Origin of the sequence: Micromonospora sp. NPDC051543, from assembly GCF_044454415.1 — a bacterium.
In the GTDB taxonomy this organism is placed as follows: domain Bacteria; phylum Actinomycetota; class Actinomycetes; order Mycobacteriales; family Micromonosporaceae; genus Micromonospora.
The window spans coordinates 55,325-77,606 of record NZ_JBITDT010000021.1; the positions used below are offsets into that span (position 1 = coordinate 55,325).

17 protein-coding genes and 1 pseudogene are annotated in these 22,282 nt (G+C 71.4%); 12 read left to right on the forward strand and 6 right to left on the reverse strand.

The window, feature by feature from the left end; genetic code table 11:
* The first annotated feature begins 75 nt into the window (after nucleotides 1-75).
* Nucleotides 76-1,536, forward strand: a complete 1,461-nt coding sequence (locus tag ACIA3K_RS28560) for a M1 family metallopeptidase (RefSeq protein ID WP_396804696.1) — start codon at nucleotides 76-78, stop codon at nucleotides 1,534-1,536.
* A gap of 49 nt (nucleotides 1,537-1,585) precedes the next feature.
* Here the strand turns inward: ACIA3K_RS28560 and ACIA3K_RS28565 are convergent, their stop codons facing one another.
* Nucleotides 1,586-2,704, reverse strand: a complete 1,119-nt coding sequence (locus ACIA3K_RS28565) for an LCP family protein (protein ID WP_396804697.1) — start codon at nucleotides 2,702-2,704, stop codon at nucleotides 1,586-1,588.
* Nucleotides 2,705-2,850: 146 nt separating this feature from the next.
* On the opposite strand from ACIA3K_RS28565, the gene ACIA3K_RS28570 reads away from it, so the two are divergent.
* Complete coding sequence (locus tag ACIA3K_RS28570; RefSeq protein WP_396804698.1) at nucleotides 2,851-4,548, forward strand: FAD-dependent oxidoreductase; 1,698 nt, start codon at nucleotides 2,851-2,853, stop codon at nucleotides 4,546-4,548.
* Here the strand turns inward: ACIA3K_RS28570 and ACIA3K_RS28575 are convergent.
* Nucleotides 4,537-4,998 carry a GNAT family N-acetyltransferase gene (locus ACIA3K_RS28575; protein ID WP_396804699.1) on the reverse strand — a complete coding sequence of 154 codons (462 nt, stop codon included), beginning with the start codon at nucleotides 4,996-4,998 and terminating at the stop codon, nucleotides 4,537-4,539. The genes ACIA3K_RS28570 and ACIA3K_RS28575 overlap by 12 nt on opposite strands.
* Before the next feature lie 172 nt (nucleotides 4,999-5,170).
* Between ACIA3K_RS28575 and guaA the strand changes: the two genes are divergently transcribed.
* Nucleotides 5,171-6,727 (forward strand): glutamine-hydrolyzing GMP synthase, encoded by a 1,557-nt coding sequence (gene guaA, locus ACIA3K_RS28580; protein ID WP_396804700.1) that lies wholly within the window; start codon nucleotides 5,171-5,173, stop codon nucleotides 6,725-6,727.
* A 7-nt stretch (nucleotides 6,728-6,734) separates the two neighbouring features.
* Here guaA and ACIA3K_RS28585 read toward each other — a convergent pair whose 3' ends face one another.
* Entirely contained in the window at nucleotides 6,735-7,073 is a 339-nt protein-coding gene (locus ACIA3K_RS28585; protein WP_396804701.1) for a PspC domain-containing protein, read from the reverse strand.
* Nucleotides 7,074-7,217: 144 nt separating this feature from the next.
* On the opposite strand from ACIA3K_RS28585, the gene ACIA3K_RS28590 reads away from it, so the two are divergent.
* The 3 genes from ACIA3K_RS28590 (at nucleotide 7,218) to ACIA3K_RS28600 (ending at nucleotide 10,514) form a co-directional block, all read left to right on the forward strand.
* On the forward strand, nucleotides 7,218-8,168 hold the full coding sequence (locus ACIA3K_RS28590) for an NUDIX hydrolase (protein ID WP_396804702.1): 951 nt from the start codon (nucleotides 7,218-7,220) through the stop codon (nucleotides 8,166-8,168).
* Between the two features lie 175 nt (nucleotides 8,169-8,343).
* Nucleotides 8,344-9,231 (forward strand): NUDIX hydrolase, encoded by an 888-nt coding sequence (locus ACIA3K_RS28595; protein WP_396804726.1) that lies wholly within the window; start codon nucleotides 8,344-8,346, stop codon nucleotides 9,229-9,231.
* A 347-nt stretch (nucleotides 9,232-9,578) separates the two neighbouring features.
* Nucleotides 9,579-10,514, forward strand: a complete 936-nt coding sequence (locus tag ACIA3K_RS28600) for a CDP-alcohol phosphatidyltransferase family protein (RefSeq protein WP_396804727.1) — start codon at nucleotides 9,579-9,581, stop codon at nucleotides 10,512-10,514.
* 51 nt (nucleotides 10,515-10,565) lie between these two features.
* On the opposite strand, the gene ACIA3K_RS28605 is transcribed toward ACIA3K_RS28600, so the two are convergent.
* The 3 genes and pseudogenes from ACIA3K_RS28605 to ACIA3K_RS28615 form a co-directional block, all read right to left on the reverse strand.
* Nucleotides 10,566-11,819, reverse strand: coding sequence for a phosphatidylserine decarboxylase (locus ACIA3K_RS28605; protein ID WP_396804703.1), 1,254 nt, complete (start codon nucleotides 11,817-11,819; stop codon nucleotides 10,566-10,568).
* A gap of 584 nt (nucleotides 11,820-12,403) precedes the next feature.
* A pseudogene (locus tag ACIA3K_RS28610) lies at nucleotides 12,404-12,661 on the reverse strand (hypothetical protein); the annotation flags it as partial.
* Entirely contained in the window at nucleotides 12,658-14,493 is a 1,836-nt protein-coding gene (locus ACIA3K_RS28615) for a PspC domain-containing protein (RefSeq protein WP_396804704.1), read from the reverse strand. The gene ACIA3K_RS28615 and the pseudogene ACIA3K_RS28610, both read right to left, overlap by 4 nt.
* Before the next feature lie 159 nt (nucleotides 14,494-14,652).
* On the opposite strand from ACIA3K_RS28615, the gene ACIA3K_RS28620 reads away from it, so the two are divergent.
* The 6 genes from ACIA3K_RS28620 to ACIA3K_RS28645 all read left to right on the forward strand — a co-directional run bounded on the left by ACIA3K_RS28620 (nucleotide 14,653) and on the right by ACIA3K_RS28645 (nucleotide 22,276).
* Nucleotides 14,653-15,918: a PspC domain-containing protein gene (locus tag ACIA3K_RS28620; protein WP_396804705.1), complete on the forward strand. Its 1,266-nt coding sequence runs from the start codon at nucleotides 14,653-14,655 to the stop codon at nucleotides 15,916-15,918.
* A 2-nt stretch (nucleotides 15,919-15,920) separates the two neighbouring features.
* Nucleotides 15,921-16,601 (forward strand): response regulator transcription factor, encoded by a 681-nt coding sequence (locus ACIA3K_RS28625; RefSeq protein ID WP_355050784.1) that lies wholly within the window; start codon nucleotides 15,921-15,923, stop codon nucleotides 16,599-16,601.
* Nucleotides 16,602-16,794: 193 nt separating this feature from the next.
* The gene (locus tag ACIA3K_RS28630; RefSeq protein ID WP_396804706.1) at nucleotides 16,795-17,958 is read left to right on the forward strand and encodes a Cys-Gln thioester bond-forming surface protein; all 1,164 of its coding nucleotides are present in this window, start codon (nucleotides 16,795-16,797) and stop codon (nucleotides 17,956-17,958) included.
* 649 nt (nucleotides 17,959-18,607) lie between these two features.
* Nucleotides 18,608-20,248 carry an ABC transporter substrate-binding protein gene (locus tag ACIA3K_RS28635; RefSeq protein ID WP_396804707.1) on the forward strand — a complete coding sequence of 547 codons (1,641 nt, stop codon included), beginning with the start codon at nucleotides 18,608-18,610 and terminating at the stop codon, nucleotides 20,246-20,248.
* Between the two features lie 149 nt (nucleotides 20,249-20,397).
* The gene (locus ACIA3K_RS28640; protein ID WP_396804708.1) at nucleotides 20,398-21,324 is read left to right on the forward strand and encodes an ABC transporter permease; all 927 of its coding nucleotides are present in this window, start codon (nucleotides 20,398-20,400) and stop codon (nucleotides 21,322-21,324) included.
* A complete protein-coding gene (locus ACIA3K_RS28645) occupies nucleotides 21,317-22,276 on the forward strand; it encodes an ABC transporter permease (RefSeq protein ID WP_396804709.1) in 960 nt (319 codons plus the stop codon). The genes ACIA3K_RS28640 and ACIA3K_RS28645 overlap by 8 nt, the downstream gene beginning before the upstream one ends.
* Nucleotides 22,277-22,282 lie beyond the last annotated feature (6 nt).

Below are 22,282 nucleotides of genomic sequence, written 5' to 3' on the forward strand. Positions count from 1 at the left end.
CCTGCGATCGGGCCGGAGCGCCGGTCGCGCGGGGTGGCGCGGCCCTTCCGCACCGGGAGTACGGGGAGGTTCGTGATGCGGGGTACGCGGCACAGGCTGCGGGCGGGCGTCGGTCTGCTGGTGACCGGGGCGCTCGTGTTGTCCGGGTGCGACTCGTCCACTCCGGAGGCGGCACCGCCGTCGCCCAGCGCGTCCCCGACGCCGTCGCGGAACTTCACCGCCGGTGCGGCCGGAGTCGGCGACGCGTACTTCCCCAGCTACGGCAACGGCGGGTACGACGTCGGGAAGTACACCGTCAAGGTGCGCTACGACCCGGCGAAGGACCAGTTGACGGGTACGACCACCGTGCAGGCCACGGCGACCGCGGACCTGTCGACCTTCAACCTCGACCTGGCGGGCCTGACCGTCAGGACGGTCACCGTGGACGCTGCGCCGGCCACCCACACCCGGAACAAGAACGAACTGGTCATCACGCCGGCGGCCGGCCTCATCACGGGCAACGGATTCGTGGTGGAGATCGCGTACGAGGGTGTGCCGAAGCCGCTGAAGAACGAACTGCTCGGTGAGGGCGGGTTCCTGCACACCGCCGACGGCGCCATCGCCCTGGGCCAGCCCGAGTCGGCGAGCACCTGGTTCCCGGTCAACGACCACCCGTCGGACAAGGCGGCGTACGACTTCGAGATCACCGTTCCGCAGGGCATCACCGCGGTCAGCAACGGCGTCCCGGGCGGTAGCACCACCACGGACGGCTGGACCACCTGGAAGTGGTCGGAGAAGTCGCCGATGGCCAGCTACCTGAGCAACGTGGTGATCGGCAAGTTCCGGATCACCACGGGCCAGCACAAGGGCAAGCCGGTGTACAGCGCGGTCACCACCAAGGTGGCCAAGGGCGCCTCGGACGCGTCGATCGCGAAGACCGTCAAGGTGGCCGACTACCTGGAGACCGTCTTCGGGCCGTACCCGTTCGACGCGTACGGCGGCGTGGTGGTCTCGGACAGCCGGATCGGGTACGCGCTGGAGACGCAGAGCCGCCCGGTCTACTCGGCCGGTTTCTTCCGGCGGGGCGAGAACACCGAGGTGGTCGCCCACGAGCTGGCCCACCAGTGGTTCGGCGACAGCGTGGCGCTGGCCAAGTGGGAGGACATCTGGCTCAACGAGGGCTTCGCGACGTACGCGGAGTGGCTGTGGGCGGAGCACACCAAGGAGTACACCGCCAAGCAGGCCTTCGACATCCGGTACCAGCGGGTGCCCGCGACGGTGTGGAAGACCCCGCCGGGCAAGCCGGGCGTGAAGAACCTGTTCAGCGAGTCGGTCTACCAGCGCGGCGGGATGACCCTGCACGCGTTGCGGGTGGCCGTCGGCGACAAGGCGTTCTTCGAGATCGTCAAGACGTGGGCGGCGGAGAAGCGCAACGGAGTCGCCACCACCGCCGAGTTCGTGGCCCTCGCCGAGCGGATCTCCGGCAAGCAGCTCGACGCGCTCTTCGACGCGTGGTTGTACGGCGCCAAGAAGCCCGCCCAGCCCAAGAAGCTCTGACCCCACCCACGCCCCCGCCCGCCCGACCGGGAAGGGCGGGGGCGTGGGCTCAGTTCTTGACCACCAGTTTGGGGTGGGCCTTCAGGTACGCGTCGGCGCGACCGGCCCGCAGTTCGGTGATGAACGTCCGCCCCTCACCGGTGAGCTGTTCACCCCGGTAGGCGCTGCCCTTGCCGACGCCGGAGCCGGGAAGCCCGATCAGGGTGAACTGGTTCTCCGGCACCCCGCTGAGGGCGTACGCCAGGTCGACGATCCGATCGCCGCCCACGTACACCAGGGTGTCGCCCAGGGCGGCGACCACCTGTTCGACCCGCTCGGGCTGCCGGGCCAGGCCCTCGTCGAGGATCTTGCGGGTCAGGGCTTTGACGAGTTGCTGCTGGTGACGCTGGCGGGCGTAGTCGCCGCCGGTGATGTAGCGCTGCCGGGCGTAGTCCAGCGCCTGCCAGCCGTTGAGGTGCTGTTCGCCCTTCTCGTAGACCTTCTGCGGGCCGGTGTAGCCGCCGGGGGCGCTGTCCCGGTACTTGCCGTCCGGCTTGCGGTGCAGGGACGCGACCCGCTGGTCGACGTAGATGTCCACCCCGCCGAGGGCGTTCACCAGCTTGTCGAACCCGCCGAAGGTGAGCACGGCGCCCGCGTCGATCCGCAGCCCGGTGTAGCCGCTCACCGTGCTGCGCAGCAGCTCGTACCCCTGGGCCGTGCTCGGCTGCTTGGGCTTGCCGGGCACCCGGCTGCCGAAGCTCATCGAGTGGGTGAGCTTGGTCTTGCCGCCCTTGTAGCCGGCCTTGGGGAACGGCGGGATGTCCACCAGCAGGTCGCGGGGGAGCGAGAAGAGGTACGCCCGGTTGAGGCCCTTCGGCACGTGCAGCACCAGGACGGCGTCGGAGTGCGGCTCCCAGCCCGGAACGCTGACCCGGGTGTCCACGCCGACCAGCAGCAGCGTCAACGGGCCGCTGATGTTCGCGCCCGGCGGCGGGCCGGTCGGGCTGGGGGTGGGTGGGGCGGCCGGCGACGGGCTCGGCGAGCCGGCCAAGGGCGTGCTGTTGGGCTTGTCGTCGCCGCTCAGCCGCGTGATCACCGTCGCTGCGCCGACGACCAACGCGACGACGGCGAGCGCCGCCAGCCCGAGCAGCAGCCAGCGTCGGCGCGGCTCCATCGACCCCAGGATCATCGTGTGCTTCCTTCCACCCGTATCCGGAACAACGCTCCGACGGGTGCTCCGGGTTGCGGCCGGGAGGCGACGGGTCGGTCGGCCGGTGCATGATCGCGCGAAAACGGGCGCTGGCGCGAGCGCTACTCGCGAGTAATGATGCGTCCATGCGGTACGACGTGGTCGTCATCGGGTCCGGCTTCGGCGGCGGCGTCACCGCCCTGCGGCTGGCCGAGAAGGGCTATTCGGTCGGTGTCGTCGAGGCGGGCCGCCGCTTCGCCGACGACGAGTTCCCGCAGACGTCGTGGCGCCTGCGCCGGTTCCTCTGGGCGCCGAAGCTGGGCTGCTACGGCATCCAGCGGCTCACCCTGCTCCGCTCGGCCGCCGGCCGGTCCGGTGGCGGCGTGCTGGTGCTCTCCGGAGCGGGGGTGGGCGGCGGGTCGCTGGTCTACGCGAACACCCTCTACGAGCCGCTGGACGCCTTCTACAGCGATCCACAGTGGCGCGACGTCACGGACTGGCGTGACGAGCTGGCCCGCCACTACGACCAGGCGAAGCGGATGCTCGGCGTCACCACGTACCCCGTCCACACCGGCGCGGACCGCGCCATGCGGGCGGTGGCCGACCGGATGGGGGTGGGGCACACCTTCCACGCCACCCCGGTCGGCGTGCACATCGGCCGTCCGGGTGAACGCGTCGCGGACCCCTACTTCGGTGGCGTCGGCCCGCAGCGCACCGGCTGCCTGCACTGCGGCTCGTGCATGACCGGCTGCCGGCACGGTGCCAAGAACACGCTGGCCAAGAACTACCTCTGGCTCGCCGAGCGGCTGGGCGCCACGGTGCACCCGCTGACCACGGTGACGGCCGTCCGGCCGGCGGCCGGCGGCGGATACGAGGTGCACACCGAGCGCACCGGGGCGTGGTTGCGCCGCCGACGGCAGGTCATCCACGCCGACCAGGTGGTCTTCGCGGCCGGTGCGCTCGGCACGCAGCGGCTGCTGCACGAGATGAAGGCCGCCGGGGCGTTGCCGCGCCTGTCGGACCGGCTGGGCACGTTGACCCGCACCAACTCCGAGGCGATCCTCGGCGCGTCGATCCCCCGGCGGCGGGCCCGGCAGGAGCGGACCGACTTCACCGAGGGGGTGGCGATCACCAGTTCGTTCCACCCCGATCCGCAGACCCACATCGAGCCGGTCCGCTACGGCCGCGGCTCGAACGCCATGGGCCTGCTTCAGTCGCTGCTGGTCGACGGCGGGCCGCACCGGGTCCGGCGCTGGCTGGGCAGCATCGTCCGGCAGCCGCGCCTGGCCGCGCGGATGCTGACCGTGCGCGGCTGGTCGGAGCGGACGGTGATCGCCCTGGTGATGCAGTCGGTGGACAACTCGTTGACCACCCGTTGGCGGCGCGGCCCATGGGGCCGCCGCCTGGTCGCGGGGCCGGGGCACGGCGAAGCGAGCCCGACGTGGATTCCGGCCGGCAACACCGCCACCCGACTGCTCGCCGAGCAGATCGGCGGTACGCCCGGCGGCTCGCTGACCGAGCCGTTCGACATTCCGGTCACCGCGCACATCCTGGGCGGGGCGGTGATCGGCGCCACCCCGGACGACGGGGTGGTCGACCCCTGGCACCGGGTCTACGGCCATCCGGGGCTGCACGTGGTCGACGGCGCGGCGGTCTCCGCCAACCTCGGGGTCAACCCGTCGCTGACGATCACCGCGCAGGCGGAACGGGCGATGTCCTTCTGGCCGAACAGGGGCGACGAGGACCCCCGGCCTCCGCTCGGAGATCCGTACCGACGGCTGCCGCCCGTACCCCCGCACACGCCGGCGGTGCCCGCGGCCGCCCCGGCCGCCCTACGCCCCTGACAGCGGTCGGCGCAGGATGTGGTTGACGCCGAACGCGGTGTCGCTGACGCGGACGTCGGTGTAGCCGATCCGCTGATAGAAGCCGTGCGCGGTGAGGCTGGCGCCGGTCTCCATGAACGTGTGCCCCTCGCCCCGGGCCAGCTCCTCGACGTGCCGCATCAACAGACGGCCGACGCCGCGGCCGTGCGCGTCCGGATCGACGAACATGGTGTAGACCTTGTTGCCGTCGCGGGACACCGTGCCGATCGGCCGTCCGTCCTGCTCGGCGACGTAGATCCGCCGCTCGGCGCTGAGTTCGCGGAACCGGTCGGCCTTGAAGTGGTCGCACATCCGGTCGATCAGCTCGGCCGGGTAGTCGCGGCTGTTCACCTCCCGCAGGCAGCGGGCGACCAGGACCGCCAGCGCGTCGCCGTCCTCGGGGCGGAACGCTCGGATGGTCAGCTCGGTCATCGACACCCCTCCGTCCGATCCGCGTGGGGATCGTCGCGGACCGTATCGGGACGCGGAACGCCGTCGCCACCCCACCGGACATCACGGGGTATACCGCCAACGCTGCGGCCGCCGCGCCGAGTGCGTGGGGCGCGGGTCGGGCCGGGGGTGACTGTCGGTAGGCTTTGTGCACATGAGCCTGCCTCGCCCCGTCCTCGTGGTGGACTTCGGAGCCCAGTACGCCCAGCTCATCGCGCGCCGGGTCCGCGAGGCGAAGGTCTACTCCGAGATCGTGCCGCACTCCATGCCGGTCGCCGAGATGCTGGCGAAGAACCCGGCCGCGATCATCCTCTCCGGCGGCCCGGCCAGCGTGTACGCGCCGGACGCCCCGCAGGTCGACGCCGGCCTGTTCACGGCCGACGTGCCGGTCTTCGGCATCTGCTACGGCTTCCAGGCGATGGCCCAGGCGCTCGGCGGCACCGTCGCGCGCACGGGCAGCCGGGAGTACGGCGGTACCCCGCTGCGTCCCCGCCTCACCGAGCCGGGCGTACTGCTGCGTGACCTGCCGGCTGATCTGCCGGTCTGGATGAGCCACGGCGACTGCGTCACGGAGGCCCCCGAGGGCTTCACGGTGACGGCCGAGTCGGCGGGCGCTCCGGTCGCGGCCTTCGAGGACACCGCCGGCCGCCGCGCCGGCGTGCAGTTCCACCCGGAGGTCGGGCACACGGCGCACGGCCAGGAGATGCTGACCCGCTTCCTGTACGACATCGCCGGCATCGAGCCGACCTGGACGCCCGAGAACATCATCGACGAGCAGGTCGCCCGCATCCGGGCGCAGGTCGGCGACAAGGAGGTCATCTGCGGCCTCTCCGGCGGGGTGGACTCGGCGGTCGCCGCCGCGCTGGTGCACCGGGCGGTCGGCGACCAGCTCACCTGCGTCTTCGTCGACCACGGCCTGCTGCGCGCCGGTGAGGCCGAGCAGGTCGAGAAGGACTACGTCGCCGCCACCGGCATCAAGCTCAAGGTGGTCGACGCGGCGGACCGGTTCCTCGGCGCGCTCGCCGGGGTGACCGACCCCGAGCAGAAGCGCAAGATCATCGGCCGGGAGTTCATCCGGGTCTTCGAGGCCGCCGCCCGGGAGATCGCCTCGCACGGTGACGTGGAGTTCCTCGTGCAGGGCACCCTCTATCCGGACGTGGTCGAGTCCGGCGGCGGTACCGGCACCGCCAACATCAAGAGTCACCACAACGTCGGCGGCCTGCCGGAGGACCTGAAGTTCGCGCTCGTCGAGCCGCTGCGCACGCTCTTCAAGGACGAGGTCCGGGCGCTCGGCCTCCAGCTCGGCCTGCCCGAGGCGATGGTCTGGCGGCACCCGTTCCCCGGCCCCGGTCTGGCCATCCGGATCATCGGCGCCGTCGACCGGGAGCGTCTCGACCTGCTGCGTCAGGCCGACCTGATCGCCCGCGAGGAGCTGACGGCCGCCGGCCTGGACCGGGGCGTCTGGCAGTTCCCCGTGGTGCTGCTCGCCGACGTGCGTAGCGTCGGGGTGCAGGGTGACGGGCGCAGCTACGGGCATCCCGTGGTGCTGCGCCCGGTCTCCAGCGAGGACGCGATGACCGCCGACTGGTCCCGGCTGCCCTACGAGGTCGTCGCCCGGATCTCCACCCGGATCACCAACGAGGTCGCCGAGGTCAACCGGGTGGTGCTGGACGTGACCAGCAAGCCGCCGGGCACCATCGAGTGGGAGTGAGCGGCCCTCACGCGGCCGGCGGGGTCGTCGGCGGGTAGGGCGGCGTCGGGGCGTACCCCGTCGGTGGACCGCCGGGCGCGGACCCGGCGGTCGGCGCGACGCCCGCCGGGTGCGGCCAGGCGGGCGCGCCGGTGGGCTCCTCGGGCATCAGGAACCACATGATCGGGTACGCGAGTAGCGCGACCCCGCCGGTGAGCAGGCCGGTGACCGCGAAGGCCACGCGGATCAGGGTGGGGTCGACGTCGAAGTAGCGGCCGAGGCCACTGGCGACCCCCGCCACCATGCGGTCGGTGGTGGGTCGCCGGAGCTGCTTGTACGGGGCCTGGGGAGCGGCGGTAGGTGTCATGTCTCCACGGTCCGCGCCGAGGTGCGGCCCGCCCTCGGTGACCGCCCGGATCCCTACCCTGATCGATCCCTGAGCGGGAAGCCAGGAGTCAGGAATCCGACTCTTTTCCGTTCCGGTAACGCGGCCCGGGGAGAATTTGGACCCGTGACCACCATGCTGGAGCCGCTTCGCAGGATCGCGGCATACGCAGTTTGTGCTGATTCAGACGGCCGAGTGTTGCTGGTCCGCGCATCGGAGCGCTCCGGCACACCCGGCACCTGGTCCCTGCCCGGCGGGGCGGTCGACCACGGCGAGGACCCCCACCACACGGTGGTCCGCGAGACCGCCGCCGAGACGGGCCTCTCGGTCGCCGTCTCCGGCCTGGCCGACGTGCTCGCCGACATGCGGGCGTTGCCCGATCGCGGCATCACCATCCACACCGATCGCCTGATCTACCGGGTGGCGGTGCGCGGCGGCACGCTGGCCGACCGGGCCGGCGAGCGCCCCACCGACCTGGCCCGGTGGTACACGCTGGACGAGGCGCGTCAGTTGCCGCTGCGCTCCTTCACCGCCCGCACTCTCGGCCTTCCCGCCTCCTCGGCCGACGTGGTGCCCGAGGAAGCCCCCGAGTTCCCCTCCTTCTACGCGGTCCCCGGCCCGGACGGGCTGCACCGCGCGCAGCGCTTCGCCGCGTACGCGGTGTGCACCGACCCGGCCGGGCGGGTGCTGCTCACCCGCATCTCCGACGGGTACCCGGGCGCCGGTTGCTGGCACCTGCCCGGCGGCGGCACCGACTACGGCGAGCAGCCGGGCGCGGCGCTCATCCGGGAGCTGGTGGAGGAGACCGGCCAGGCCGGCCGCCTCGTCGAACTGCTCGGTGTGGCGAGCCACCGCGACGCCGCCTCGCTCGGCCCGGAGGGTTACCCCATCGACTGGCACGGCGTACGCGCCTTCTACCGGGTGGTGGTCGACCAGCCCAACCCTCTGATCATCGGCGACGTCGGCGGCTCCACCTGCGAGGCCCGTTGGTTCGCCCGCGAGGAACTGGGCGCCCTCGGAACCGACCGCCTAACCGAGGTGACAGCCGAAGCAGTCCAAGCAGCCCAACTAACCTGACCCCCCGGTCCCCCCTCCCCCCACCCACCCTCCCTCCCACCCACCCGCCTCGCGGTGATCATGAAGTTATTGTCAGGACACGCCGAGATGGACGGCGATAACTTCATGATCACCAGGTGCTGCGGGGGACGGGGCAGGGGGCAGGGGAGTGGGTGTGGGTGTGGGTGTGGGTCGGGTGGAACTGGTGCGGCGGGTTGGTTCCTATGGTCTCTTGGGGGATCTGGGGCGGTTTCTGGTTGTCTGGGATAGCGGGGCGCGGGCCTGGTCGCTGCCGGGAGGGCTCGTCGCGCACGCTGAGCACCCGGAGCGGGCCGTGGTGCGCGCGTTCACCGAGGAGACCGGTTCGACCGCGTCGGTGGGTCGGTTGCGGGCCGTCGTCGCGGACGTGAACGCCGGCGCGGGTGGCGGTACGTCGGTGCACACCGACCGCCTGCTGTTCGACATCGCCCTACTGGACGGTGTGCCGGAGGTCACCGGCGGTCGCGTGGCGACCCGTTGGGTCGACCCCGAGGCCGTGGCCGAGCTGCCGTTGACGCCGTTCAGCGCCGAACTGCTCGGCCTGCCCGCCGTTCCGCTTCCCGTCGACGCGTGCCCGTCCACCGAGCCGCCCGCGCCGTCGCATCCGGATCGCCGGCTGCGCTTCGGGGCGTACGGGCTGGTCACCGACCCGGCGGGGCGGATCCTGCTGACCCAGATCGCCGAGGGCTACCCCGGGGCCGGCAAGTGGCACCTGCCCGGCGGCGGCACCGATCACGGCGAGCAGCCGACCACCGGATTGCTCCGGGAACTGGTGGAGGAGGGCGGTCAGGTGGGCCGCGTGGTGGAGCTGCTCGGCGTGGACAACCTGCACAACCCGGCCGCACTCGGCCCGGAGGGCCGTCCGTTGGACTGGCACGGCGTCCGGATCGTCTATCGGGTGCTGGTGGACGAGCCCACCGACGCCGTGGTGACCGAGTCCGCCGGTGGCTCGACCGCGCGAGCGGGCTGGTTCACCGTCGCGGAGGCCGCTGAGCTGCCGCTGACCGGTATCGCTGCCTCGGCAATCGGACAGCTGGCCGCATAGCACTCGGCTCAGCGAGCCGAGTTGGCTACCCTCCGGTAGAGTCAGAGGCGGGAATGGTGGAGGAAACGGGCGATGAGGCCCGGGATGGGGAATAACAAGCGGATCGCGCGGTTTGTACCAGATAAGTACCGCCGGCAGCTATCGCCAAGCCCCGTTCCCCTGTGCGATGGTGTACTCCGCCAACACGGCTGCCGGGCCACGTAAGGTCCGGCACGAGACAGCCGGACACCCGCCCCCCGAGGGCGGTAAGCCGATCCGGTGATGGAGGAAACGTGCCGAGAGCCCTTTGGCGCCGGCGTCGTACGACTGACAGTCCGCGCCCCGCAGGGCGTCGCTGGGCGGGCCAGTTGCGCCGCAGCAGCACGTTCGCCCGCCAGGTGTTGCTGGTCCGGGTGGGCCGCCGTGACGGTGACCTGCGGACCACCGACCTGACACTCCCCGAGCACCGGTACGCCGACCGCCAGCGCCGTCGCTACGGCCTGGACCGGCTCAGCCGGCCTGCCGGCGTCAGCCGCGCCGGCATCGAAGCGGTCATGCCGGTCAGCCCGGCGCTGCCGATGGCGCAGCACACCGACGAGGCCACCGCCGGGTCGATCCCCCTGCTCCCCGGCGAGCGCACGATGGCCCGCCGGATGAAGTTCGCCGTGGTCAACGCCTGCACCCTGTCCAGCCTGATGCTCGGCATGCTGGCGATCTTCCTGGCCATGCAGGGCGAGGTGCGCATCGCCGCCCTCTGCCTGATCGCCTGCGTCATCTTCGACGGCCTGGACGGTGCGTTGGCGCGTCGGCTCGGCGTCGCCAGCCCGTTCGGCGCTCAGATGGACTCGCTCGCCGACATGTGCTCGTTCGGCCTCGCCGCGCCCGTGGTGGTCTACGCCTCGCTCGCCGGCTCCGTGTCGACGGCCGCGGCTGCGGTCGCCTGTGCGCTGGTCGCGGCGTGCGCGGCGATCCGGCTGGCCCGCTTCAACGTCTCACCGAAGGACGGCCGCTTCTTCTGCGGTGTCCCCACCACGATGGCCGCCGCCGTGCTCGCCGTGACCGTGGCGATCGGTCTGCCGGTACCCGGCTTCGTGCTCGTGGCCGGCGTGGCGCTACTCGCCTTCGCGATGGTGTCCAGCTTCCCGTACGCCAAGCTCGCGCGCCTGGTGAAGCTGCCGCCGTGGCTCTGGCTCGCCCCGGTGCTCGGCGCGCTCGTCGACATCCGGCTCACGTTCGCCCTGATCGTGGTCGGCTACCTGATCAGCGGGCCGGTGCTCTGGCTGCGCCAGCGTCGTACCGCCTGACCCGACGTACGAGAACGGGGCGCCGCGGACAGCGGCGCCCCGTTCTTCGTCTCAGCGCCAGCGGGCGATGACCGTGGCGCCGCCGACCACCTTGTCGCCCGGCCCCACCAGCGGTTCCGCGGCGTCCGCCGGCAGGTAGACGTCGGTCCGCGAGCCGAACCGGATGAGCCCGAACCGCTCGCCCTTGGCCAGCAGCGCGCCGATCGGCGCGCGCTGCACGATGCGGCGGGCGATCAGGCCGGTCCGCTGCGCGACCACCACCGTGCCGCGGCTGGTGTCCAGCACCGTGTACGCGGCGACGTTGTGCTCGGCGTCCGGCTTCATCGCGTTGACGAAACCACCGTCGGCGACGAAGTAGTCCACCACCTTGCCGGCGACCGGGGCACGGTTGACGTGCACGTCCAGCACGGACAGGAAGACCGCGACGCGCAGCCACTCGCCGTCACCGAACCGCTCGTCGTACAGCCGCTGCACCGACAGGACCTTGCCGTCCGCGCTGGCGACCACGGCGTTCGGGTCCTCCGGCACGTCCCGCTGCGGATCCCGGAAGAACGCGGCGACCGGGCCGGCCGCCAGTGCCGGCAGCAGCCACAGCTTGGACGACGGACGCGCCACCCGGGCCAGCGCCGCCAGACCCAGCGTGATGCCCGCCGCTGCCACCCCGTTGGAGTCGATGTGCATGCCCCTGGTCAGCGGCACGCTGGACGGCCGGTACGCCGGGGCCAGCTGATCGGCCGCCGCCGGACTGGCCGGCGTGAACCGCAGTCGGTGGACCCGTACCGGCGGCGAGTTGCGCAGCACCAGGTCGCTGCCGACGCCGTACAGGGCGTCCTGGCGGCCCAGCTCGCCGGCGGCACCGGTGGTCCGGCCCGGCGTCGCGGTGGTGGCGACGCTCAGTACCGCGCCGTCGATGAGGTACTTCGACAACCCCTGGATGTCGGCACGGGCCTCCTCGGCGGTGCCGACGAAGACCTCACCGGCGACGACCACCGCCGCGGGCTCGGCGTCGGCGAGCGCGTCGACCACGTGTACGCGGTCGGCGACCCATCGGCCCTGGGCGGTGACGTGCTCACGGAGCGCGGCGGCGGTGGACGACTCGGCGGGCACCAGGGTGAGCCGGTCGCCGGGGAGCAACGCCTCGATCGCCGCGGCCAGCACCGCGGACTCCGGGGTCGCGCCGACCAGCAGGGCGACCTTCGGGTCGTTCATCCGGGCCAGCTCGGAGACGAGCGTACGGGCGGCGCGCTCGCCGATGCGGACCGGACCGGACCGGCCGGTGGTACGCACGGCGGGGGACTGCGTCATGACGGGCGGGCTCCTGACGGGGTAGAGACGGGAATCGCGGCGGGGGCGCCATGGCGGGACGGGCCGGCCGGCGGAGGCGAGATCTCCACCGGCCAGCATATGCGCCTGTCCGCCCCGGCCGCACCGGCGAGCCCTCCGGCCCGGGACGACAGCCGGGGTCAGGAATCCTCTCGCCGCGCCGCCCGCTCGTCCGCGCCCGCCGGATCGTCGCCGGTGGCGTGGTCGTCGCTGGCCGCCGGATCCTTGTCGCCGCCCGCCGGATCGGCCGACTTCTCGGCCGCCGGATCGGCCGACCGGTTCTCGCCGTTCGGGGTGACCGGGTGGTCGACCCGCGTCGACTCGGCGGCCCGCGCCGTCACGGGCGAGGTCTCCGCCTCGGCCGGGGCGTGAGCCAGCCAGGCGGGATGGACCATGCCGGCCGTCGACGCGTCCGGTGTCCGCAGCTCGGCCGTGGGCGGCTCCGGCGTGCGCAGCTCGGCCGTGGGCGCAGGGTCGGGCGTGGACTCGAACATGGTCGGCGCGGGCGGCTCGTACACGGGCGGCTCGAACGAGGCGGTCCGCGGCGTGCCCTGCTCGGCTGCGACGGGCTCGGGCGCGACCGTCGCAGCGGAGGCCGTCGCACCCGGCCCGGTGGTCTCGATCGCCTCCGGGCGGGCGGACCGGCCGGAGCGCAGCGCGCCGACCAGACCGAAGACCCCGATCAGGATCAGCGCGCCGGCCAGGAACCAGCCGACCGGCGGCAGCGCGAGTCCGAGGATCTGGGCGAGCAGCCACCAGGCCGACAGCGCCAGGAACACCAGCCCGAAAGCGAACGAGAGCAGGTCGGTGCGGTGAGCCTTCACCGGGTCACCTCCAGGTTGCCGGCATTGACGTGGATGTACAGGCGCAGCTTGCCGCCGCCGGGGCCGTCCGCGCCCAGGTCGGTGGACTCCCGCAGCCGGCCGTCGATCCCGCCGGAACGGTTGCCGAAGACCTTGGCGTCACCGGCGTTGACGTCGGCCACCGTGGTGACGTCCACGTTGGGCGGTACGACCACCGTCGCCTGTCCGAAGTTGATCGCCACGGTCACCTGGGTGTCCCGCTTCGTGAAGTCGATGCCGCGCAGGTCGAGGACGGCGTCACCGAAGCTGTTCTCGTACCGGTCGGCGAGGTCGCGGTAGTCGGTGGGCGCCCAGGTGACCGCGCCGTCCACGCCCCGGATCCGGTCGTACGACTCGGCGACGGTCGCCGTGCCCAACGCGGCGGCCGTCACCAGCCCCAGCGCGATCAACCAGCGCGCCCGGCCGAACCAGGTGCCGACCAGCAGTCCCAGCCCGATGGTGGCCAACGCGGCCGCGAAGTACGCCGAGGCGCCGACGTCGAAGACGTCCAACAGGTCGAGCAGGGCGACCACGCCGAGCGCCAGGAAGATCAGCGAGAAGGTCACCGGACCGAGCGGCGAACGCTCCCGGGGCCGCTTGGGTGGCTTCGGTGGCTTGGGCGGGGGGTAGGCGGCCGGAGCCGGCGCGGCGTACGGGCCGTGTGGAGCGAACGGAGGGCGGTATCCGCCCGGCGTCGTCGCCCCGGGATGGGTGGACGGGCCGGCGGCGGGTACGGCGGTCACCGGCGCGGACGGCCAGCCGCTGGTGGGCGTGTCGCTGCCCGGCCAACCGGGATCGGGGGCCGGCCAGCCGGTGCCCTGCGAGGCGGCCGGCTGCGCGGACACCGGACCTGCCCCGGACACCATCGCCGCCGGGGAGGCCGGCTGCGCGCCGACGGTCGGCTGCGCCGTCGCGGGCGGCTGACCGCCCTGGACAGGCGGGTAGGCGCTCTGCGGCGCGGCGGCGTACGACAGGGTGTCACCCGCCAGCGGCGCGGTCGCCAGCGGACCGCCGGGCGGCACCGTGCCGTACGCGGGAGCGGGCCAGGCGACCGGCGGGACCGGCCCGGGTGGCGTGCCCGCCGGGGAGGGCGGCACCGGTCCACCTGAGGGCTGTGGCCCACGGTTGTCCCGGTTGAGGAGCAGCGCGCCGCCGATCAGGATGGCCGCGCCGAGCAGGACCGCGCGGAAGGCGTCGGTGACGATGTAGCCGAAGCTCGCGGCCACCAGGATGCCCAGGATGATCACGGTTACCGGGGACATGCTGGAACGGCCCCGCCCCAGCATGGACTCCACCGGAGAGGCCGTGTCGCCCTCGTTGGGGATGATCAGCCAGGCGGCGACGTACACCAGGATGCCGATGCCGCCGAAGAACCCGAGCACCGCGAGGAGTACCCGCCACAGCACCGGGTCGGTGTTGGTGGCCCGTCCGATCGCCGCGCAGACCCCGGCGAGGTAACGGCCGTCGCGGGGCCGGACCAGCCCGTACCGCGAGGTGAAGCCGGCGCCGCCCAGCGGCCCCCCGGACGGACCGGCCGTGCCGGGCCCCCCAGGCGTACCCGTACCCCCGCCGGGTCCGTAGCCGGTGCCGGTCGTACCCGCGCCGGGGCCGTAGCCGGTGCCGGCCGCGAAGCCGGCGCCCGGCGCGTAGCCGGCGCCCGGCGGCTCGTCCCGGCCGTCGGCCGGCGGTGCGGCGGGTGGGCCGAACGTGGTCGGCTCGGCCCAACCGGCGGGTGTCGTGGGCGGTGCGGGCGGTACTGAACCGCCCGGCTGTGCCGACCCGGGGCGGGGCGGCGGGGCAGCTTCCTCGGTCATGCCTCGATCCTGCTGCCCACCTCGCCCGAACGACCTCAGGACCCGACCCTGACGCCACCCTGAGATCCCGGGGGCCGGAATGTCGGGGGCGTCCCCGTGGTCGGGGGACACCGCCGCGTGTGACGATCGGACTCACCGACCCGCACCCAACCCACCACCGTGACCAGGGAGCCTGCGATCAGCACCGTGACCCCGCCTCCGCGCCTGTACCGGGCCCCCGAGCATCGGATGGCCGCTGGCGTCGCCGCCGGTATCGCCGACCACCTCGGCATCTCGGTGCTGCGCGTGCGCGTCGCGTTCATGGTGCTGCTCGGGCTCAGTGGGCTCGGCCTGCTGCTGTACGCGGCGTTCTGGGCGGTGGTGCCGCTGCGGCCCGGTGACACCGCCGTGCCGCCCCGGCGGGACGTGGCCCAGCTCCTGCCGTTCGTCGCGATCGGGCTCGGCGTCCTGTTGATCCAGGTGATGGTCTTCGACTCGGTCGGCGCGGCGGGCACCGCCGGCTGGCTGGTGGCCATCATCGCGGTCGGCGCGGGCGTGATCTGGCACCAGTCGGCGCCCGAGCGGCGACGGCGTTGGGGCGAGACGATGCCGGTCCCGTGGCTCGGGGCGGTCGTCGAGGAGAGCGACCGGCGGGCCTTCGTGCTCCGGTTCATCGGCGGCGGGGTGCTGGTCGCGGTCGGCATCATCGGTGTCGCGGCGGTCTACTCGCCGGCACAGAACTTCGACGCGGTGATCAACGGGGTGATCTTCGCGCTGGTCGGGTTGGCCGGGGTCGGCGTGGTCGCCGCGCCGGTGCTCTGGCGGACGTACAACCAGCTCCGCGCGGAGCGTGAGGGTCGGATCCGGGAGCAGGAGCGGGCCGAGCTGGCCGCGATGGTGCACGACCAGGTGCTGCACACCCTGGCGCTGATCCAGCGCAACGCGGGCGACGTCAAGACGGTGCAGCGGCTGGCGCGGGGGCAGGAACGCTCGCTGCGCAACTGGCTCTACAAGCCCACGGCCTCGCCGAACGAGCGCTTCGCGGCCGCCCTGGAGCAGGCTGCCGCCGAGGTCGAGGACACGTTCGCGATCACCGTGGAGGCGGTGGTGGTGGGTGACCGCGAGACCGACGAGAAGGTCGGCGCGCTGGTCGCCGCCGCCCGGGAGGCGCTGGTGAACGCGGCACGGCACGCCGGCGTGCAGACCGTGTCGCTCTACGCCGAGGTGGAACCGGAACAGGTAAGTGTCTTCGTCCGGGACCGGGGCAAGGGCTTCGATCCGGATACGGTGGAGGACCACCGGCACGGCGTACGCGGTTCGATCATCGGACGGATGAAGCGGCACGGCGGACGGGCCGAGATCCGGTCCGGCCCGGGGGAGGGGACCGAGGTCCGGTTGATCCTGCCGATCTCCCGGGACTCGTCCGCGGCGGAGAGGAACAAATGACCATGGCCGAGCAGCCGACGGAGCAACCGGTTCAGAGCCGCCCGGAACGCCTGCGGGTCTTCCTGGTGGACGACCACGCGATGTTCCGCGCCGGGGTACGCGCCGAGCTGGGCGCGCACGTCGAGGTGGTGGGCGAGGCGAGCACGGTGGCCGAGGCGGTCGCCCGGATCGCCGTCACGGTGCCCGACGTGGTGCTGCTCGACGTGCACATGCCCGACGGCGGTGGCCGCGCGGTGCTGGAGGCGATGCGGCGCAGCCACCCGCAGGTCAAGTTCCTGGCCCTGAGCGTCTCCGATGCGGCCGAGGACGTGATCGGGCTGATCCGGGCCGGCGCGCGGGGATACGTCACCAAGACCATCTCTCCGGACGAGTTGGCCGCCGCGATCCGCCGGGTGGCCGACGGCGACGCCGTGTTCAGCCCTCGGCTGGCCGGGTTCGTGCTGGACGCGTTCGCGGCCCGGCCGGACGCGCCGGTCGCCGACCCGGAGTTGGATCAGCTCACCAACCGTGAGCGGGAGGTGCTGCGCCTGCTCGCCCGGGGGTACGCGTACAAGGAGATCGCCAAGGAGTTGTTCATCTCCATCAAGACGGTGGAGACGCACGTGTCGAACGTGCTGCGCAAGCTCCAGATGTCCAACCGGTACGAGCTTTCCCGCTGGGCGGCGGACCGTCGGCTCGTGTGATTAATTCCTCCGCCCCGGCAATTCGGGCACATGCCACGGATGCCGCCGGGCGGGGCTGACAAAAGATCAATCGTGGTTCCATACTGCCCCGGTCCCGTTTTCCGCGCGTGGGTGTCGCATCCCGCGGAAACGACGGCTCACGCGCGTGCCCGCGAATCGCGGGTCACCCCTGGGGGAAGAGGTACCACTTCTGATGTTCGGACAACGAGGACGACGCTGGGCGCGGGTAGCCCTGGCGGCTGTCGCCGGCAGCGCCCTGGCGTTCGGCGTGGCAGGCGCCGCCGCAGCCGCTCCGGCCACCGGTGTGGCCAAGGCGGTCGACGGCAGCGAGGTCACCCTCAAGCTCGACGGCAAGACGCGCACCACGTCCGCGCTCGCCCTGAAGATCGACGGCAAGCTGGTGCCGGCGTTCTGCATCGACTACCACACCAACGTGAAGCTCGACGGCAAGTACGAGGAGGGCACCTGGGACGAGTCCCAGGTGAAGAACCTCGGCAAGGTGCAGTGGGTGCTCACCCACGGCTACCCGAACGCCGACTCCACCAAGCTCCTCGCCGCCGCCGGCGTGGAGACCAAGATCGGTAAGAAGCAGCTCGACAACCTGCTCTACTTCGGCACCCAGACCGCCATCTGGCACTTCAGCGACGGCATCGAGCTGGGCGCCTGGGAGAAGGACCTGCAGCCGCGCAACCAGTACGAGGTGATCACGAAGGTCCGTGACTACCTCATCAAGAACGCCACCGACCAGCCCGAGCCGCGTGCCGAGCTGTCCGTCAGCCCGGCCAGCGCCACCGCGACGGTCGGCGGCAAGGCCGGCCCGTTCACGGTGCGGGGCCCGGCGGGCGCCATCACCGTCGCGGTCACCGGCGGCACCGCCGTCGACGCCGAGGGCAAGCCGGTCACCACGACCACCAACAACGGGCAGTTCTGGCTGGCCGCCGAGGCCGCCGGCACGGTCAACGTGACCCTGACCGCGCAGGACTCGGTCTCCTTCGGCCGGGTGTTCCTGTTCACCGGTGCCAAGAAGGCGCAGAAGCTCATCCTCGGTGGCAGCACCGGCGCCACCGTCACCACCCGGGTTTCGGCCACCTTCACCGCCGTCCCCACGACGCCGCCGGCCACCCCGTCGGCGACCCCGAGCGCGTCGCCGTCGCCGACCACCCCGTCGGCCACGCCGTCGGACTCGGCGCAGCCGGCCAGCCCGGCCCCGTCCACCTCGCCGGCGAGCAACGGTGGCGGCCTGCCGCTGACCGGTTCGCCGATCGCGGCGGCGGCGACCGCGGGTCTGCTGCTGCTCGCCGCGGGCGCGGTGGCCGTCCTGGTGGTGCGTCGCCGTAAGGTCCGCTTCACCGCCTGATCCATCTCGCCCCACCATCGGCCCCGGAACCGCGCGAGCGGTGCCGGGGCCGATGTCGTTCCGGCACTGGGCAGTGGTCAGAAGTCCGTCCGCGGCGCACTCGTCCACCCAGTCGGCGCTGGTGCCCGTGTAGCGGACGAGGGCATCATCCGGACGGGTAAAGAACACTGAGTGCGCGAGCGGTCACCGATCGACGGCCCCGGGTGCGGGGTGACTCACAGAGACCCGATCTGAGCGCCGCACGGGTCTCTCAGCAGGTCGGGGCGTTGAAGCCGGGGAGCTGCACACCGACCGTTTTATGATCATTTTTCAAATATCGGCTACGTGGCGGGCAACTAACGGCTTGATAACGGCACCTTCACGGAAGAGGCCGGTGGGTGTCACAGTGGCAGCACCTCACCCTCGGTGTGTGGCACTCCGTACGGCCCACGACCATGATCTCCGTTGCTTCCCGGCGGGTTCGTGGTCGCGACGCCTGCGTAGGGTCGTGCCCCGTCGGGTGGGGAGCCCGGCGGATCGGAACATCAGGGGTGTCTCCCAACTTCCCTGTGGTCCCGGCGACCTCCGCCCCGAGGTAGCCGGGCGGTGTCACCCCCAAACGTGCGTGAAACCCACGACGGACCAGGTTAGAAAGAGGAGGCCCCTCGGAATGAGAGTCTCGAAGCGGGCGACGAGCGCGATCGCGCTCAGCGCGGCCGCCGCGCTTGTCGCGAGCGGTTGCTCGAGCGGTGACGGCGACGGCGACGCCGCCGCCAGCAAGGATGGCGCGATCGTCATCCACGGCGTCCAGCCGGAGAACCCGCTGGTTCCGTCGAACACCACGGAGACCGGCGGTGGCAAGGTCATCGACTGGCTGTTCACCGGCCTGGTCGAGTACCCGAACGACGGTGGGGCCCCGCGCAACGCGCTGGCCGAGTCCATCGACACCAAGGACTCCAAGGTCTTCACGATCAAGATCAAGAAGGGTACCAAGTTCCACGACGGTACCGAGGTGAAGGCGAAGAACTTCGTCGACGCCTGGAACTGGGCCGCGTACTCGCCGAACGGCGCGCAGAACGGCTCCTTCTTCGCGGACATCGCGGGCTTCGACAAGACCTACACCGAGGACCCGGACGGTGCGGACGGCCCGCAGAAGGCCCCGACCCCGTCGGCCAAGGAGCTCTCCGGCCTGAAGGTCATCGACGACCAGACCTTCGAGGTCACCCTCGCCGCGCCGACCGCGGTCTTCCCGACCAAGCTCGGCTACAGCGCCTTCATGCCGCTGCCGGACGCCTTCTTCACCATGAAGCCCGAGGACTTCGGTAAGAAGCCGATCGGTAACGGCCCGGTCAAGTTCGTCTCGTGGCAGGACAACGTCGTCATCAAGCTCACGCGCTTCGACGACTACAACCTGCGTGACAAGATGAAGATCAAGGACGTCGACGTCAAGCTGTACCAGGACGAGACGGCCGCGTACGCCGACCTGCTGAGCAACAACCTCGACTTCATGGAGGTTGTCCCCACCTCGGCGCTCGCCGGCGACAAGTGGAAGGCCGACCTCGGCGAGCGGGGCCTGAACACGGTCACCCCGTCGACCGCGTTCATCGCGTTCCCGATCTACGACAAGCGCTTCCAGAACCCGAAGCTGCGTCGCGCGGTGTCGCTGTCGATCAACCGGCAGGAGATCTCGGACAAGATCTTCTTCGGTACCCGCAAGCCGGCCGACAGCTGGGCGAACCCGCTGACCCCGGGCGCCAAGCCGGGCAACTGCACCGCCTGCAAGTTCGACCCGACCACGGCCAAGCAGCTGCTGACCGAGGCCGGCGGCTTCACCGGTGAGATGGTCTTCTACTACAACGCCGACTCCAGCCACAAGGACTGGATGGACGCCGTTGCGCAGCAGGTCAAGACCAACCTCGGCATCAACGCCCGCGCCGAGGGCGTCCCGACCTTCGCGGTCTTCCGGCAGAACATCAACGCGCACAAGATGACCGGCCCGTACCGTGCCGCCTGGCAGCAGGACTACCCGGACGTGGAGAACTGGGTCAACCCGCTCTTCGTCAAGGGTGGCTCCTCCAACGACGGCCTGTACAGCAACCCGCAGGTCGACACCCTGGCCAAGGAAGCCAGCGCCGCGCCGAGCCTGGAGGCCTCGCACGAGGCGTTCGCCAAGGCCGTCGAGGTTGTCGACCAGGACGTCCCGAGCATCCCGATCTACTTCTACGGCCAGCAGTCCGGCCACTCGGAGAAGATCAAGAAGCTCGAGCTGAACAACGTCGGCGAACTCGACATCACCTCGGTCGAGCTCTGATCCGTACGGTCTGACCCCGGGTCGGGCTCGCCACATCCGGTGAGCCCGACCCGGGGCCGTTCCGCGAGTGGGTGCTACAACATTCCACTCGCCACGTTGTCACCACCGTGTCGGCCGTCCGACGCGCCCCCTGTCTGGAGGACCACCCCATGGGCCGTTATCTGTTGAGACGGCTGCTCCAACTCGTGCCGGTCTTCATCGGCTCGACTTTCCTGATCTACTGGCTCGTCTGGTCGGTCCCGGGCGACCCGTTCGCCGGCAAGTGCGGCGAGCGCCGCTGCCCGGATCAGTACGTCGCGTACATGACCGAGAAGTACCACCTGGACCAGAACGTCTTCGTGCAGTACGGCAACTACATGAAGAACCTCCTTCAGGGCGACTTCGGGCAGACGTTCTCGCAGCGCGAGATCGGCGACATCATCGCCACGGCGTACCCGAACACGTTGAAGCTGGCCCTGGTCGCGCTCGCCATCGAGGCCGTCATCGGCCTCGGCGCCGGCATCCTGACCGGCCTGCGCCGCAACGGCTTCCTGGACAACCTGGTCCTGGTCTCGACCCTCTTCCTGCTCGCGCTGCCGGTGTTCGTCGTCGGCTTCGTGCTGCAGTGGCTGCTGGGCGTGCAGTGGAAGATCGTCCACCCGACGGTCTCGTCCGAGATGCGGTTCTCCGAACTGATCGTCCCGGGCTTCGTGCTCGGTAGCGCGTCAGTGGCGTACATCGCCCGGGTGGCCCGCACGAGCATTGCGGAGAACCGCCGCGCGGACTACGTGCGCACCGCCATCGCCAAGGGCCTGCCGATGCGCCGGGTCGTCGGTGTGCACCTGCTGCGCAACTCGCTCATTCCGGTGGTCACCCTGCTCGGCACCGACCTTGGCGCGCTGATGGGCGGCGCGATCGTCACCGAGGGCATCTTCGGCATCAACGGAATCGGCCGCGAGGTCTACCGCGCGATCATCACCAAGGAAAGCGCTACGGTGGTCGGCATCGTGGTCGTACTGGTGGTCGTCTATCTGTTGATGAACCTGTTGGTCGACCTGCTCTACGCCGCCCTGGACCCGAGGATCCGTTATGAGTGACCCAAGCACCGCATCGATCGTCAGCACCCCTACCCCGCAGGCAATCGACACGCCGGCCGCTCCGGGGCCCCAGAGCAACGAGAAGCCGCGCGGTCTGCTCGGTGACGCCTGGCGCGACCTGCGCCGTAAGCCGCTGTTCTGGATCTCCGCGACGGTCATCGTCATCTTCCTGTTGATGGCGGCCTTCCCGTCGCTGTTCGCCCCGGGCGACGCGGTCAACGGCTCCCTGTCGCGCAGCCTCAACAAGGCGTCCGGGGACGCCTGGTTCGGGTACGACCTGCAGGGCCGGGACGTCTACGCCCGCGTCATCTACGGCGCGCGCGCCTCCGTCGTGGTGGCTGTGCTCTCCGTGATCGGCACCCTGCTGGTCGGCGGCACCATGGGCATCATCTCCGGCTACCTCGGTGGTTGGGTCGACACGCTGCTCAGCCGGATCGCCGACGTGTTCTTCGGTATTCCGTTCGTGCTCGGCGCGATCGTCATCCTGACCACGTTCAACGGTTCGGGCGCCACCAACAGCAAGGCCGAGATCATGGGCCTGGTGACCATCTCGCTGATCGTGCTGAGCTGGCCGGTCGTGATGCGGCTGATGCGCTCCTCGGTGCTCTCCACCAAGGAGGCCGACTACATCGTCGCGGCCCGCGCGCTCGGTGCCGGTAGCGGTCGGATCATCCTCAAGCACCTGCTGCCGAACTGCCTGGCCCCGCTGCTGGTCTACGGCACGATCATGGTCGGCTCGTTCATCGGCGCCGAGGCCACCCTGTCGTTCCTGGGTGTCGGCCTGAAGTCGCCGGTGGTGTCCTGGGGCATCATGATCAGCGACGGCAAGGATTTCATCCGGGTCGCGCCGGGGCTGGTGTTCTTCCCCGCCGCCTTCCTCGTCGCCGCAGTGCTGAGCTTCGTGATGCTCGGTGAGGCGGTCCGCGAGGCCCTCGATCCGAAACTCCGCTAGGGGAGA

What these genes read in the sequence shown, in the direction of transcription:
- ACIA3K_RS28560 (WP_396804696.1), top strand. Translation starts at nt 76, where the DNA reads ATGCGGGGTACGCGGCACAGGCTGCGGGCGGGCGTCGGTCTGCTGGTG.
- ACIA3K_RS28565 (WP_396804697.1), bottom strand. Translation starts at nt 2,704, where the DNA reads ATGATCCTGGGGTCGATGGAGCCGCGCCGACGCTGGCTGCTGCTCGGG.
- ACIA3K_RS28570 (WP_396804698.1), top strand. Translation starts at nt 2,851, where the DNA reads ATGCGGTACGACGTGGTCGTCATCGGGTCCGGCTTCGGCGGCGGCGTC.
- ACIA3K_RS28575 (WP_396804699.1), bottom strand. Translation starts at nt 4,998, where the DNA reads ATGACCGAGCTGACCATCCGAGCGTTCCGCCCCGAGGACGGCGACGCG.
- guaA (WP_396804700.1), top strand. Translation starts at nt 5,171, where the DNA reads ATGAGCCTGCCTCGCCCCGTCCTCGTGGTGGACTTCGGAGCCCAGTAC.
- ACIA3K_RS28585 (WP_396804701.1), bottom strand. Translation starts at nt 7,073, where the DNA reads ATGACACCTACCGCCGCTCCCCAGGCCCCGTACAAGCAGCTCCGGCGA.
- ACIA3K_RS28605 (WP_396804703.1), bottom strand. Translation starts at nt 11,819, where the DNA reads ATGACGCAGTCCCCCGCCGTGCGTACCACCGGCCGGTCCGGTCCGGTC.
- ACIA3K_RS28615 (WP_396804704.1), bottom strand. Translation starts at nt 14,493, where the DNA reads ATGACCGAGGAAGCTGCCCCGCCGCCCCGCCCCGGGTCGGCACAGCCG.
- ACIA3K_RS28625 (WP_355050784.1), top strand. Translation starts at nt 15,921, where the DNA reads ATGGCCGAGCAGCCGACGGAGCAACCGGTTCAGAGCCGCCCGGAACGC.
- ACIA3K_RS28630 (WP_396804706.1), top strand. Translation starts at nt 16,795, where the DNA reads ATGTTCGGACAACGAGGACGACGCTGGGCGCGGGTAGCCCTGGCGGCT.
- ACIA3K_RS28635 (WP_396804707.1), top strand. Translation starts at nt 18,608, where the DNA reads ATGAGAGTCTCGAAGCGGGCGACGAGCGCGATCGCGCTCAGCGCGGCC.
- ACIA3K_RS28640 (WP_396804708.1), top strand. Translation starts at nt 20,398, where the DNA reads ATGGGCCGTTATCTGTTGAGACGGCTGCTCCAACTCGTGCCGGTCTTC.
- ACIA3K_RS28645 (WP_396804709.1), top strand. Translation starts at nt 21,317, where the DNA reads ATGAGTGACCCAAGCACCGCATCGATCGTCAGCACCCCTACCCCGCAG.